Genomic DNA, 13,938 nt, shown 5'->3' with positions numbered 1-13,938 from the left:
CCGGCGGCTCCTACCGTCGGTCCGGGGTGTACCGGGCCATGATGACGCCGGTGGGGGTGGCCTCGGCTTCTATCAGCCGAAGCGGCGTTGGGTTGCCCCCACCGAAGAGGCGTTGGCCGCTGCCCAGCACCAGGGGATGGATCATCAGCAGGTACTCGTCGATTTGGTCGGAGGCCATGAGCGTGCGGAGCAGCACTCCGCTGCCCATGAGTACGAGGTTCAGTGGCGACGTGTCCCGCAGTTCCTGCACTGCCGCTGAAACGTCAATCCGAAGGAGTGCCGAGTTTGGCCACTTAAGTTCCAAGGCGGGGTTCTTGGAAACCACATATTTGGGCGTATTGTTCAGCGCGTCCTTGAACGGACCGCCCCGGGCGTTCCAGGACTCCAGCAGCTGCTCGTAGGTGTGCCGGCCGAACAGGAAGGCGTGGTCGGGGCCCATCAGCTCGCCCATTTTGCGGACGGTCGCCTCGTCGGCATAGGGAACCGCCCAGCCGCCATCCCTGAACCCGCCCCGTGGATCTTCGTCCGGCCGGCCAGGTCCCTGCATGACGCCGTCGAGCGTCATGTGGTTCATCACGACGACCTTGCCCACCGGGCCCGCCTTCCGTCGCGTTCGGCCGTGGCGGCTGACCTAGCGCCGCTGCCGGATCTTGGCCCGGTGGGCGTTGGCGCGCAGTTGCAGGATGCGTGCCCCGCCTGCCACGGCCACCAGCACCCCGCCGGTGACGGCGGCGATGAACAGGGCCATGCCCAGCGGGACGGAACCCTCAAAACCCAGGAACCGCACCAGGGCCTGGTCCTGGTTTTGCAGGATGAAGATGATCAGCAGGATCAGCAGGACGAGGGCTGCCACGACGCCGGCCCAGATAACGCCGGCCCGGGTGACTTTGCGTTCGGGAGTGCCGCCGGCCGTGACCGCGGTTCCGGTGGCGGGTGCTCCCGGCATTGCCGGGGTTCCAGTCGTCGCAGCGGTTCCCGAGGCATCCGGTGCGTAGGATGGCGCGGCGGACGGCGCGGCGCCGTAGGTTGCCGCCCGGTCTCCGGCGGGCAGGTCCGCGTTCGACGTCGTTGTGCTGACGTCCGGATCCGGCCGGCTGTTCGGTCCTGGCGTGTACTGTCCTTCGCTCATGCCCGTTCCTTTCGCAGAATGCTAAGCATGCTTATGGTGCAACCATAGACGCCCGCGTTGCCGCAGCACAACGAGCGCAACGCGCGTGGTGCGGCACCAGCGGGCTTTAGCGCCGCCTGGGCCGCACAGGGACGGAATCCTGCGGAGGAGCCCATGGAAGGCCATGTGGCGGAGGGGTCCCGTTCGGAACCCCTCCTTCGGCTCTTGCCCGGCTCATTGCCGGCCGGACATCAGACCCTCTCCTTGCTCCGTTCGCCGGCGGGCGCTCCCGGCGCAGGTGTCCTGCGCCAGTTCGGGAAAGCCCAGAAAGTGAATTCCGGTGCCTTGGCCGGTTTCTCCGGGGTTTCGCGGGTCTCAGGCCGCTCTTCAGGCTGGCGCTTTGTTTCTTTCCTGGCGCCCCACCCGAAGTCCTTGCTGGATGAATAGCACATCACAGACCTCCTCATGGCTGCCCTTTAATCGTCCTCCACATCGGCGGCAGAGTCGATAGTCCGTGCACGGCAGCGTCAATGGGCGGGGTCGCAACAATCAGCGGCCGCCGGCCACAACGTCCTGCGCCTCCTGCGGGCGGTGGAACTCACAGGGGCCGCGGTGGCGCAGCGGCAGGAGGCAGGTCCGCCCTGTGGGCAGGTGCACCATCGCGCAGCGGCCGGTCATGGCCAGATCCTCCCTGACGTTGGAGTTGTTCAGATCCGGCCGCCCGTCGTCTGCGTTTTCGGTGCGGCCGGCTCCGGTGGCGTCCTGTTCAGCATTCATGGTGGTGCAACTCCTCATCGGGCGGAAAGCGTATGGAGGGTGCGAAAGGGTGGTTTTTCCAGTCTGCGCCGCAGGGGTTACCGGGCGGTTAAGCGGGCGTTAGGTTCAGGTCAACAACAGCACACCGCCACGGTGCCCTAAAAGCCCAGTTGATGCGCCACTTGCAGGAGGAGGGCTTCCGATCCCATGGGGCCGACCAGCTGGATGCCCATCGGAAGTCCGCTTGCGGTGCCGCCGCCGGTCCAGTGAACGGGAATGGTGATTGCCGGCAGCCCGCACACGTTCACCATCGAGGACCACGGCGCATATTCGCACTGCTTCCGGTAGTCGCCGTCGGCATCTCCTGGCCACTGCGCGGCCGGCCAGCGCTCGCCGCCGTGGCCCGTCCCGGTGAACCAGCCCACCGGACGGGGCGTCTGCGCCAGGGCTGGCATCAACATCAGGTCCCACTGTCCGTACTGCGCAACCGTGTCGTGCTGGAACTGCCGCAGGAACGCCAGGGCCTCGGCAAGCTTCGCAGGGCTGCGCTGCTGGGCACGCCGCCGGAAAGTCCGGGTCAACGGCGCCAGCTGTGCTTCGCGCGAGGGGCTGATCCGTGCCGCACCAATTCCCGCCGTCCAGGCGGTGGTGAAGGCTGCGGGGTAGCGGTTGTCGTAACGCACGGCTGCTTCGGCCAGGTTATGGCCGGCATGCTCCAGGAGTCTTTCGCCGGCACGGAGGGCGTCGAGTGCTTCCCGTTCGACGCTGAACGGGAACGTGCCGGACCACGGGCTCTCCATTGTGACGCCGATCCGCAGCCGCGGCGGCTCCTGGCCAACGCCTGCGAGATACCGGTGGCCCGGGGCCAAGGCGTCCATCATCAGGGCGGCGTCCCTGGCGTTCCGGGCAAGGGGGCCCGGGACCACCAGCCGGGCGGGGTCGCCGCCGCTTTCCCCGGCAGCCAGCAGCCCGCGGCCTGGTTTGAGTCCCACCAGGCCGCAGGCGGCGGCCGGAATCCGGACCGAGCCGCCGCCATCGGTTCCTGGGGCGAAGGGCAGGAGCCCCGCGGCGACGGCGGCTGCGCTGCCGCCGGAGGAACCGCCTGAACTCCTGCTGGGTGCGTACGGATTGCGCGACGGCGGCGCGATGCGGTTTTCGCTGTAGGCGGTCAGTCCGAACTCGGGCACTTGGGTCTTGCCCAGCGAAATTACGCCGGCCTCCTTGAGGAGCGCCACCAGGGGAGCATCCGCGGGGGCGGGTTTATGCTCGACGGCGGCACTTCCGTGGGTGGTGACCACGCCGGCCACGTCGGTGAGGTCCTTGAAGCCCAGCGGCATGCCGTGCAGCAGCGGCAGGTCTTCGGCGTCGGCTTGGGAGAGCAGACGATCAGCCGCCCGGGCCCGGTCCATGGCCTGGTCCGCGGTGACGGTGATGAAGGCTCCCAGCAGCGGGTTCTGCTGCCCGATGCGCGTCAGGAAATGCGCGGTGGCGTCAGCAGCGGACACCGTCCCGTCGCGCAGGAGGTTCCGCAGGTCCAGTGCCGTCAGCTCGTGGAGTTCAGCCAAGGACCCCGACTTCCGGTCGTTCGGCCGTGTACCTGCCGGCATTCCCGCCGAGGTCCCGGCCGGGGCACGACGGTGGCGACGCCGGAAGCGCGGACTGCTGACAGGACATGGAAACCTCCTCGGGAGCCACCAGCCTAACCTGCAGGTTTCCCGCACCGTTCTGTGCGGAAGGACTAGGCTTAAACGTGACTCTGAACCACCACGACAGGACTCCGATGAGCGATTTCGATTCCGTGCCCGTCCATGACATCCCCGCTGACGCCGTAATCCTGGACGTCCGGGAGGACTACGAATGGGTCGCCGGGCATGCCGACGGCGCCCTCCACATTCCTATGGACCAAATCCCGGCCCGGCTGGGCGAACTCGATCCGGACGAGGACGTTTATGTCATTTGCCGGACCGGCGGCCGGTCATTCCGCGTCGCCCAGTGGCTCACGGGCCAGGGTTACACCGCCATCAACGTCGCCGGCGGGATGGACCAGTGGCTGGAATCGGGCAAACCCCTGGTCTCGGACAACGGACTGAAGCCCCTGGTGCTTTAGTGCCTGGCAGTTCACCCACCTACGCCTTCCTGGGGCCCGAAGGCACGTTCACCGAGGCTGCCCTGTTGCAGGTCCCGGGCGCCCTGCAGGCAGTCCGGATGCCGGCGTCGAACGTCAATGCTGCCCTGGACCAAGTGCGCGGCGGATCCGCCGACGCCGCCATGGTTCCCATCGAAAACTCGGTGGAAGGCGGCGTCACCGCCACGCTCGATGCGATCGCCACGGGCCAGGAACTGCGCATCATCCGCGAGGTCCTGGTCCCCATCAGCTTTGTCCTGGTTACCCGGCCCGGCACGCGCACGGAAGACCTGCGGCGGGTGTCCACCCACGGCCACGCTTGGGCCCAGTGCCGTCTGTGGATGGATAAGAACATGCCAGGCGCGGAATACGTCCCGGGCTCATCAACCGCGGCCGCGGCGATGGGACTGCTGGAGGAGGACTGCCATTACGACGCCGCCATTTGTGCGCCGCTCGTAGCGCGCGAACATCCTGGCCTGGCGGTCGTGGCGGAGGACATCGGTGACAACCAGGGCGCCGTCACGCGCTTCATCCTCGTCAGCCGGCCAGGCGTCCTGCCGGCACGCACCGGCGCGGACAAAACCACCCTCGTCGTCCCGCTGCCGGAGGACCGCCCCGGCGCGCTGATGGAGATCCTGGACCAGTTCGCCAGCCGCGGCGTCAACCTCAGCCGGATCGAATCCCGTCCCACCGGGCAGTACCTGGGACATTATTTCTTCAGCATCGACGCTGATGGCCACGCAGGTGAGGCACGCGTTGCGGATGCCTTGGCCGGGCTGCACCGTATCAGCCCGGGGACCCGCTTCCTGGGCTCGTATGCCAGGGCGGACAAGCAAGCCACCGCGGTGCCGGCGCATACCTCCGATGCCGCCTTCACGGCGGCCCGTGAGTGGGTCGGATCCATACTTGGTACGGCATCCACCGCAGGTGAAAGCGGTTCCGGGTCTTCGCCCACAGCGTAGGTAAATGCCTCCCGGAGTACTTCCGCGGGGTGTGGACAATGCGTATGCTTACTTGATCCACACGGGGTATGGCCCCTGACGAAGGGAGCGGGTCATGACCAGCACCACTGACAACGACGGCCAGGGGATGATCGTCAACCCCAAGCCTGCCGCAGACAACCAGGACTGGGACGGCGATGATGCTGACCGTGCGGACCGCCTGCGTTTCGAAGAGGAACAGGCAATGATCCGTGAACAGTCCGAAGCCCGTGCCGCTGCCAAAGCAGCCGCTGAGGCAGAGAAGAAGGACGCCGGCGCCTGACCCGCTGCGGTTCAGCAGCCAACCTGTGCGTGGTGTTGCTTTCCCTTGGCATCTGATGCTCCGCTGCGCTTAGATGCGGGGTTTCGCCAGCCCGGCGCCGCTCTGTGCCTGCCCCTTGACCCGCACCAGGAGTGACCTCGGTTCAACCTGGACGGTGAGCTGCGTTGCTTCCCCCGACGTGTCGCCATCGAGTTGGGTGGGCATCGGCTCAGGGCACTTGATGACCACTTTAACTGACCGGTAGATGGTCATGATCGGCAGTTTTCCGCTGTGCTTGAACATGATCTTCATGTACATCAGCAGCCAGCCCAGGGCGCTGCGGGGACTCATCACCACAACGTCGAGCATGCCGTCATCGATCATGGCCTGCGGAATGAAATCGATGCCGCCGGGCACCAGGCCGCAGTTGGCAAAAAGTACGCTGCGGATCTTCCGGACCTGCTCAGGGTTTGCGTCCAGCGAGATTGACACCTTCTTCCGACGGCCCGGCAGGTGGCGTACGCCCGCCTCGGTGTAGGCGAGCCAGCCCACGGCCTTCTTCAGCCCGGCATTGGTGTCCGCCAGGACCTCGGCGTCCATGCCAATCCCGGCAATGACCAGGAAGACGTGCTCGGAGTAGTGGCCGGTGCGGGAGTTTTCAATCGCCATCCGGGCGGTATCAATGTAGCGCTGCCGGCCGAACAGTGCTGTCTGCACATTGCCGTGGAGGTCGTTCACGTCAAGGTCGACATTCCTGGCCAGCAGGTTGCCTGTTCCGAGTGGGATCAGGCCCATGGCAACGTCCGTGTGTGCCAGCGCCTCGGCCACCACACGGACCGTGCCGTCCCCGCCGCCCACCAGGACGACGTCGGGCTTGCCTGCCAGGGCAGCCTGCATCTGGGAGAATCCGGGGTCATCCGCGGTGGTCTCGAAAAAGACCGGTTCCTCCCATCCCGCCGCCAGGCACGCACGCTGGATGGTTGCCTTGGCTTCCTCTGCCCGCGCCTTGATCGGATTAAGGACAACGGCCACCCGCTGCTGCGCCAGGCCGGAGTCGTAGGCTTCGCCCGCCACCGCGCTGCGTACGTGCAGGGCCTTGAGGCGCCGGACCCCCCACCAGCTGGAGGTGGCGAAGGCAAGGGCCACCGCAATCAGCAGGTAGAGAATCCAGTCGCTCATGGTGGTTCCACAGTAGCCCGGCGCGCGGCGGCCCGGCGCACGGGGCCACCCGCCCGCCGTCGTGCGCGGTATTGGATACCCTTGTCTGGTGATCGACGTAAAAGACCTCAGCGAAAACCCGGACAAGTTCCGTGCCAGCCAGCGCGCCCGCGGCGCGGACGAATCAGTGGTGGACGCGATCATCTCCGCGGACGCCGCCCGCCGCGCAGCCCTGATCCGCTTCGAAAACCTGCGCGCCGAGCAGAACGCCTTCGGCAAGAAGGTGGCGCAGGCCAAGGGTGAGGAGAAGCAGGCGCTGCTCGCCGAGGTTAAGGAACTGGCCAACTCCGTCAAAGCAGCCTCCGCTGAGGCCGACGCCGCGCAGACCAAGCAGGAAGAGCTGCTGCGCAGCGTCCCCAACCTGGTGGAGGACGGCGTTCCCGAGGGCGGCGAGGACGACTACGTGGTGGTCAAGACCGTTGGTACCCCGCGCGAGTTCCCCGACTTTGAGCCCAAAGACCACCTGGAGATCGGCGAGCTGATCGGCGCGATCGACATGGAACGCGGCGCCAAGGTCTCCGGCGCCCGCTTCTACTTCCTCCGCGGCGTGGGCGCCCGGCTGGAAATGGCACTCCTCCAGATGGCCATGGACCAGGCCATCCAAGCCGGTTTCATCCCGATGATCACCCCCACGCTTGTACGCCCCGAAACCATGCAGGGCACCGGCTTCGATGTGAAGCACGACGCCGAGATCTACCGCCTTGCCGAAGACGACCTTTACCTGGTGGGCACCTCCGAGGTGGCCCTGGCCGGCTACCACGCCGACGAGATCCTGGACCTTTCCGCGGGGCCCATCCGCTACGCCGGCCAGAGCTCGTGCTACCGCCGCGAAGCCGGCTCGCACGGCAAGGACACCCGCGGCATCATCCGCGTGCACCAGTTCAACAAGGTGGAGATGTTCATCTACACCACTGTCGAAGAGGCCGCCGCCGAACACCAGCGCCTGCTTGCCTGGGAAGAAGAGATGCTGGCCAAGTGCGAGCTGCCCTACCGCGTCATCGACACCGCGGCGGGCGACCTGGGAACCTCCGCCGCCCGTAAGTACGACTGCGAAGCGTGGGTCCCCACCCAGGGCGCCTACCGCGAGCTGACCTCCACCTCCAACTGCACCACGTTCCAGGCGCGCCGCCTCAACATCCGTGAGCGCGCCGTCAACGCCGAAGGCGTGGCCAAGGGCACCCGCGCGGTAGCCACCCTGAACGGCACGCTGGCTACCACCCGCTGGATTGTGGCGCTGCTGGAGCACCACCAGAACGCGGACGGTTCGGTCAACGTGCCTAAGGCGCTGCAGAAGTACCTGGGCGGCCTCGAGGTGCTGCCGGTCCTGTAGGTCCCCCCTCCGCCGCAACTCCCCGCCCGGTGGACAACTCCTCCCGTCATGAACGGGGGTCCTGTCCACGGGGCGGGGTTTTCCGCGGCCGGATGCCCGCGGCGATGAGCCTCTGCCGCAAGGCGTCGGGATTGGACAAGGTCTTCCAGTCCCACCTGACCACCTTGTAGCCCAGAGCCCGCAACCGGTCTTCGCGCTTCTTTTCGGCCAGGATGGCTTCCTGGGTACTCACTCCGGCCAGCAGGGCTTCGTCGAGATACTTTGCGTCGCCGTCGAACTCTCCGATCACCTTGGCTTCCGGCCAGAAGAAATCGGTCCGCGCGATGAAGCCGTCCCGGTCATGGAACACATGCTGAAGGACCGGAGCGGGCAGTCCCAGGACGTGGATAAACGCCCGGCTGCGGGATTCCCCTACGGACTCTGACGCCTCATTGGCCAGAGCCAGCACTTCCTGGAACCGGCGGCGTTTGGCAGCCGAGGCAAGGCCGTTTGCCCCATCGATCAGCTGTTGTCGCGTCAGCCCTGCACCAGGATTCCGTCCCGGGCCAAGTACAGCATCCGCCACGGCCACTGCATCGGGAAGTTCGAGCCGGACCAGGCAGTCCATCACCGTCTGCGGCAGGGTGGTGACAGCGAACCCCTGGCGCTGCACGGTTTCGGCCGGCCAGAAATGGCGGCTGAGTCCGTAGCCGCGTAGGTGCTCGATTCCCGTCTTCCCGGTCTTGGCATCGCATGCGGCGGCGGTGGTCGGTGATGCTTTTCCCGCCTTGTGCGGGGAGCGCGTGATGACGTGGATGTGGCTTGGAACCCCGGGACACGGAAGGTTCCAAATCCGCAATGCGGTCAGATAGCAGAAGGTCACGGACGGATCGACGGCGGCCACTGCCGCCACGGTGGTCCCGTACCGTTGCCACGGCTTGAGGGAAAGCCATGCTGCCTTGCCGAAATAGACGCCGGCCCGCACCCTGACCAGGGTGCCGTTCCTGTAGCCCCGGCTAAGCGGGCGGCTGCTGCCGGTCAGGGCCCGGCGACGGCTGGCCAGAACCAGAACAGCTTCATCGGATTTCATGACTCCATGCTCGGCGGAACGCACGCCCACTGGGTGGGCCAGGTCGGCCCATGTGGAAAACAGTCCGTAATTACCCCTCACTGCGGACAAGTCCCCGGGTAACGCGGCGGGGAGTAGTCCGCGGCAAGGGGAGTGGCACCGTAGCCCACTCCCCGGCGCGGAAACCCGCAGTTAATCAACAGTTCAGTAAAGCTGTGTCCTGCGTCCTAGCGTCTGTCGGTTAGGTCTGTTTCACTGTTTGAATGACAACGCTGACTGAAACCTCAGTCGCCGGCAACGATGACCGGCGAGAGAACAACCGAAACAACACCAACAACTACGGCTTCGCGGGGATCGACCAAAAGCTGATGGTCGCCCTGGACGTGGACGGCACGCTGGTGGACCACGACGGCCACATGACGCCAGGCGTGCGGGATGCTGCACAGGCGGTGGTGGCTGCCGGGCACGAGGTGATGATCGCCACCGGCCGTTCCTTGAACGCCACCCTGCCCGTCATCGAAAAGATCGGGATTGAGCGCGGCTTCGCCGTCTGCAGCAATGGCGGCGTGACCCTCCGGCTGCACCCTGAACTGGCCAACGGCTACGAGATCATCCACAAGGCCACGTTCGACCCCGGACCGGCCCTGCGTGCCCTCCGGGAACGGCTTCCCTCGGCCAAGTATGCGCTGGAGGACGCCGATGGCAATTTCCTCTCCACGGAACGGTTCCAGGACGCCAGTTTCGGCGTCGAGGCCGTAGGCGTCGACTTCCACACCATGCTGGAGGCCACGGCCGTGCGCGTGGTGGTGTTCAGCACCGAAAATACGCCCGAGGAATTCAACGAAGCCATCGAGCATGTGGGGCTGGCAGGGGTGACCTACTCGGTGGGCTGGACCGCGTGGCTGGATATCGCAGCGGCAGGGGTGACCAAGGCCAGCGCCCTGGAGAACCTTCGGCTCCGGCTCGGCATCGAACAGCACCGGACTGTAGCCGTTGGCGATGGCCGGAACGATATCGAGATGCTTAGCTGGGCCGGCCGCGGAGTCGCCATGGGGCAGGCTCCGGAGGAAGTGATTGCGGCAGCCGATGAGGTCACCCACTCGGTGTTCGACGACGGCGCGGCCCACGTGCTGCGAAGCCTCCTCTAAGCTGCCACCGCCGCTGCCCGGATTCCGGGCAGCGCCTGAGGCCAAGGCAGAATAGAGTCATGACCCTTACGACGTTCGCCCTCGTCCGCCATGGCCAGACCGACTGGAATGCCGAGCGCCGGCTGCAGGGTGCCACGGACATCCCTTTGAACGACGTCGGACGCGGCCAGGCGCGTGACGCCGTCGCCGTCCTGGCCCCTTACGAATGGGACGCCATCGTCTCCTCGCCGCTGAGCCGGGCCGCCGAGACCGCCGACCTGATCGCCGAAGGGCTGGGGCGCACGGTGTCCAGGCGCATCCCCGAACTGACCGAGCGCAGCTTCGGACCGGCTGAAGGAATGCAGGCCGGCCCGGAATTGGAGGCGCTGCGGGTGCCCGGCGGATTCAAGGGCGCGGAAAGCGAAGACGAGGCCGCCGGCCGCGGGCTTGCCGCCCTTGAGACCCTGGCGGAGGAGTTTCGCGGCCAGCGGGTGCTGGTGGTGGCGCACGGCACCCTGCTGCGGGTCAGCCTCAGCCGCGCGATCGGACAGACCCTGGCAAGTGTGGACAACGCCGCCCTGAACCTGGCACACCACCACGCTATGGACGGCTGGAAGCTGGAGTATTTCAACGGTGAACCGGTGATGGCAACCGCCGGCGCCTGACCCGCGCAGCTCAAACCGGCCTGACCCAACGCAGCTCAAACCGGCCTGACCCAGCGCAGCCTGCCCTGGCTAACCCCGGGCAGCGAGTCCCTTGCTACCTCGCTTCGAGGATCAGGGCCAACAACCTCGCCGCGGCCGGCCGGGCTGAATGTTCCTCGTTCCACTGCGCCCGGGAAACTGCCTTGCTGACCGCCTGGGTGGTGATGCCCAGTTCTTGCGCCACCGCCTTTTGCTGGCCGCGGACGCCAGGGGTCAGCAGGTCCAGCACCCGCCACTCGGCGCCGGAGCGGTCCCGGACAATGTGCCCGAGCAGCCGCAGCACGGCCTCCGCATCATGGGCGACATCGGCCAGTGGCCCCTCCACCGCAACCGGAACCCGCTCCTTGCTGTTGCGGAGCCGGTCTACGGCCCTGCGCGCGTACACCAGGCCGTGGCCGGTGGCGTCCTTGATCTGGTTGGGCAGCGGCTCGTCCACCGGTCCGGCGCCGATCCCCACGTACCAGGATCCGCTGCGCAACGCGATCAACGCGGCTTCCACGGCCTGGTGCGGGCAGTCCACCACGCCCTGCACCTCATCCTCGACGGACCGGTCAAAATCCAGGCGCGCAGGGATGTGTCGCAGCGCCTTGAGCAGCTGCGGCACCTGGTCGCCGTCGCGCCGGCTGTCAGTCTGGTTGATTGTCAGCGTGAACATTCTGGGTACACACTACCCGGAAGTAGAAATGACGAAACCGCCGAGGTTACCGGTGGCCAGGCTCTTCAACGGGAAGGCACGACGACGGGTCTTGCCCGCGTGCCCCTTCATCTGTTGCCATGGGGGAACGGCCGCCCGCAGCGGCTTCCCCGACGTGAGGATGGTTATGGCCGGCAGTGCTGGACAGAATGAACGGCGGCAGGACGACAAGCGGCAGGACGGAATCAGGCAGGAAACATCGCTGCCGGGCGCAGCTTCGGCAGAAGAGCTGGCCTTGGTGGACCGCTGGTGGCGCGCAGCCAACTATCTCTCGGTGGGCCAGATCTACCTCAGGTCCAACCCCTTGCTGCGTGAACCACTGCAGGCTGAGGACACCAAGTCCCGGCTGCTGGGCCACTGGGGCACCACCCCCGGGCTCAATTTCGTTTATGCCCACCTGAACCGCGTGATCCGCCGCGACTCCCTGGAGATGCTCTTCGTTGCCGGGCCCGGCCACGGTGGTCCCGCCGTCGTCGCCAACGCCTGGCTGGAGGGCACGTACTCGGAAATCTATGCGCACGTGGGCAACGACGAGGCCGGCCTGGCCGAGTTGTTCCGGCAGTTCTCCTACCCCGGCGGCATCCCCAGCCACGCCGCCCCGGAAACCCCCGGCTCCATCAGCGAAGGCGGGGAACTTGGCTACGCGCTGGCCCACGCGTACGGGTCGGTGTTCGACAACCCGCAGCTGGTGACCGCCGTCGTGATCGGCGACGGCGAGGCCGAGACCGGGCCGCTGGCGGCCAGCTGGCACTCCCACAACTTCCTGGACCCCGCAGCGGACGGCGCCGTGCTGCCCATCCTGCACCTGAACGGCTACAAGATCGCCAACCCCACCATCCTGGCCCGGATGCCGCAGGATCAGCTGGAGCAGCTGCTGCGCGGGTATGGCCACGAGCCGTATTTCGTGACAGTGACGGATCCGGACAGCACCGAACAGGCGCACCAGGATTTTGCCGGGGTCCTCGACCGGTGCCTGGCGGACATCAAAGCCATCCAGGACGCCCACCGGCAAGACCCGGACGCCGGGGAAGCGGGGGAGGGCGGGCACCGCTGGCCGATGATCGTCCTGCGCTCGCCGAAGGGCTGGACCGGGCCGCGGACCGTGGACGGACTCCAGGTTGAGGGCACGTGGCGGGCGCACCAGGTGCCGCTGTCCGAGGTCCGCACCAACGGCGAACACCTGAAACAGCTGGAAGAGTGGCTGCAGTCCTACCGGCCGGAGGAATTGTTCGACGGCGACGGCCGGCTCCGGCCCGACATTGCTGAGGGCGCCCCTACCGGCGATTTCCGAATGAGCGCCACGCCGCACGCCAACGGCGGACTGCTCAGGCGGGCGCTGAAGCTGCCCGCCTACCGGGACCACGCAGTGGAGGTTCCCACCCCGGGGATCGAGCGGGTCAGCCCCATGGTCACGCTGGGCTCCTGGATGCGGGACGTGATCGCGGCGAACATGGAAAACTTCAGGCTGTTCGGGCCGGACGAGACAGCCTCCAACCGGCTCCAGAACGTCTACGAGGTCACCGACAAGGTGTGGCAGTACAGGATTGACGACGTCGACGAGCACCTTGCGCGCTCGGGCCGGGTCCTGGAGGTGCTCAGCGAGCACTTGTGCCAGGGCTGGCTGGAAGGCTACCTCCTGACCGGCCGGCACGGGGTCTTCAACTGCTACGAGGCCTTCGTCCACATTGTCGATTCCATGTTCAACCAGCACGCCAAATGGCTGAAAGTGTCGCGCGCACTGCCCTGGCGCCAGCCGGTGGCGTCCCTGAACTACCTGTTGTCCTCGCATGTCTGGCAGCAGGACCACAATGGCTTCTCGCACCAGGACCCGGGCTTCATCGACCACGCGGTGAACAAGAAGGCGGAGGTCATCCGGGTGTACCTGCCGCCGGACACCAACACGCTGCTGTCAGTCATGGAGCACTGCCTGGCCTCCACCGACTACGTGAACATCGTGGTCAGCGGCAAGCAGCCCTCGCCCACCTGGCTGGGGCCGGCCGATGCCGCGAACCATTGCCGGCGCGGACTGGGAATCTGGGCCTTCGCGGGGTCCGAAGTGTCAGGCGAGGAGCCTGACGTCGTCCTGGCCTGCGCCGGTGACGTCCCCACGGTGGAGACGGTGGCCGCCGCCGAGCTGCTCCGGGACGGCGCGCCCGGGCTCAAAGTACGCGTGGTCAACGTGGTGGACCTGATGCGGCTGCAGGATGACAGCGAGCACCCGCATGGCCTCCCGGCGCACGACTTTGACGGGATCTTCACCCCGGATAAGCCCATTATTTTCGCGTACCACGGCTATCCGGCGCTGATCCATAGGCTGGCGTACCGCCGCACCAACCAGCAGGGCCTGCACGTCCACGGTTACAAGGAAGAGGGAACCACCACCACGCCGTTCGACATGGCCATGATGAACGGGATAGACCGCTTCACCCTCGCCATCGACGCCATCGACCGCGTGCCCGGCATGGCGGGGAAGCACGCGCTGCTGCGCCAGGACCTGCAGGACCGGCGCAACCGGGCGCGTGAGCATACCCGCACGCATGGCGAGGACCCGGAGGAGATCCGGAACTGGAAGCTCGGCGGCTGAGT

The 13,938-nt window shown here is 66.8% G+C and carries 14 protein-coding genes; 7 read left to right on the top strand and 7 right to left on the bottom strand.

Features of this window, described 5'->3' with window-relative positions; translation table 11 throughout:
• Positions 1–10: 10 nt before the first annotated feature.
• From AB4Y79_RS09535 to AB4Y79_RS09520, 4 genes are all read right to left on the bottom strand, one after another.
• Positions 11–592 carry a dihydrofolate reductase family protein gene (locus AB4Y79_RS09535; RefSeq protein WP_441860706.1) on the bottom strand — a complete coding sequence of 194 codons (582 nt, stop codon included), beginning with the start codon at positions 590–592 and terminating at the stop codon, positions 11–13.
• A 39-nt stretch (positions 593–631) separates the two neighbouring features.
• Complete coding sequence (locus AB4Y79_RS09530) at positions 632–1,129, bottom strand: LapA family protein (protein WP_441860703.1); 498 nt, start codon at positions 1,127–1,129, stop codon at positions 632–634.
• Between the two features lie 528 nt (positions 1,130–1,657).
• A complete protein-coding gene (locus AB4Y79_RS09525) occupies positions 1,658–1,885 on the bottom strand; it encodes a hypothetical protein (protein WP_441860700.1) in 228 nt (75 codons plus the stop codon).
• Between the two features lie 137 nt (positions 1,886–2,022).
• Entirely contained in the window at positions 2,023–3,429 is a 1,407-nt protein-coding gene (locus tag AB4Y79_RS09520) for an amidase (RefSeq protein ID WP_441860697.1), read from the bottom strand.
• 215 nt (positions 3,430–3,644) lie between these two features.
• Here AB4Y79_RS09520 and AB4Y79_RS09515 point away from each other — a divergent pair, with 215 nt between their 5' ends.
• From AB4Y79_RS09515 to AB4Y79_RS09505, 3 genes are all read left to right on the top strand, one after another.
• Positions 3,645–3,971 carry a rhodanese-like domain-containing protein gene (locus AB4Y79_RS09515; RefSeq protein ID WP_308932079.1) on the top strand — a complete coding sequence of 109 codons (327 nt, stop codon included), beginning with the start codon at positions 3,645–3,647 and terminating at the stop codon, positions 3,969–3,971.
• On the top strand, positions 3,971–4,951 hold the full coding sequence (pheA, locus tag AB4Y79_RS09510; protein WP_441860694.1) for a prephenate dehydratase: 981 nt from the start codon (positions 3,971–3,973) through the stop codon (positions 4,949–4,951). Before AB4Y79_RS09515 ends, pheA begins: the two co-directional genes overlap by 1 nt.
• 94 nt (positions 4,952–5,045) lie before the next feature.
• The gene (locus tag AB4Y79_RS09505) at positions 5,046–5,252 is read left to right on the top strand and encodes a hypothetical protein (RefSeq protein WP_308929010.1); all 207 of its coding nucleotides are present in this window, start codon (positions 5,046–5,048) and stop codon (positions 5,250–5,252) included.
• Between the two features lie 69 nt (positions 5,253–5,321).
• Here the strand turns inward: AB4Y79_RS09505 and AB4Y79_RS09500 are convergent, their stop codons facing one another.
• Positions 5,322–6,410, bottom strand: coding sequence for a diacylglycerol/lipid kinase family protein (locus AB4Y79_RS09500; RefSeq protein ID WP_441860690.1), 1,089 nt, complete (start codon positions 6,408–6,410; stop codon positions 5,322–5,324).
• A gap of 88 nt (positions 6,411–6,498) precedes the next feature.
• Here AB4Y79_RS09500 and serS point away from each other — a divergent pair, with 88 nt between their 5' ends.
• A complete protein-coding gene (serS, locus tag AB4Y79_RS09495; RefSeq protein ID WP_441860688.1) occupies positions 6,499–7,779 on the top strand; it encodes a serine--tRNA ligase in 1,281 nt (426 codons plus the stop codon).
• 46 nt (positions 7,780–7,825) lie between these two features.
• Here the strand turns inward: serS and AB4Y79_RS09490 are convergent, their stop codons facing one another.
• A complete protein-coding gene (locus AB4Y79_RS09490) occupies positions 7,826–8,848 on the bottom strand; it encodes a hypothetical protein (protein WP_441860686.1) in 1,023 nt (340 codons plus the stop codon).
• A gap of 242 nt (positions 8,849–9,090) precedes the next feature.
• Between AB4Y79_RS09490 and AB4Y79_RS09485 the strand changes: the two genes are divergently transcribed.
• Positions 9,091–9,975: an HAD family hydrolase gene (locus AB4Y79_RS09485; RefSeq protein ID WP_441860684.1), complete on the top strand. Its 885-nt coding sequence runs from the start codon at positions 9,091–9,093 to the stop codon at positions 9,973–9,975.
• 59 nt (positions 9,976–10,034) lie between these two features.
• Positions 10,035–10,619 (top strand): histidine phosphatase family protein, encoded by a 585-nt coding sequence (locus AB4Y79_RS09480; protein ID WP_441860682.1) that lies wholly within the window; start codon positions 10,035–10,037, stop codon positions 10,617–10,619.
• 94 nt (positions 10,620–10,713) lie between these two features.
• On the opposite strand, the gene AB4Y79_RS09475 is transcribed toward AB4Y79_RS09480, so the two are convergent.
• The gene (locus AB4Y79_RS09475; RefSeq protein ID WP_441860680.1) at positions 10,714–11,313 is read right to left on the bottom strand and encodes a hypothetical protein; all 600 of its coding nucleotides are present in this window, start codon (positions 11,311–11,313) and stop codon (positions 10,714–10,716) included.
• 166 nt (positions 11,314–11,479) lie between these two features.
• Between AB4Y79_RS09475 and AB4Y79_RS09470 the strand changes: the two genes are divergently transcribed.
• Positions 11,480–13,936: a phosphoketolase family protein gene (locus AB4Y79_RS09470; RefSeq protein ID WP_441860678.1), complete on the top strand. Its 2,457-nt coding sequence runs from the start codon at positions 11,480–11,482 to the stop codon at positions 13,934–13,936.
• Positions 13,937–13,938 lie beyond the last annotated feature (2 nt).

The sequence above is a fragment of the Pseudarthrobacter sp. YAF2 genome, from assembly GCF_052113345.1.
Classification (GTDB): Bacteria; Actinomycetota; Actinomycetes; order Actinomycetales; family Micrococcaceae; genus Arthrobacter.
The sequence above is the reverse complement of the archived record's forward strand: the minus strand, read 5'-3'. Positions and strand labels throughout refer to the sequence as shown.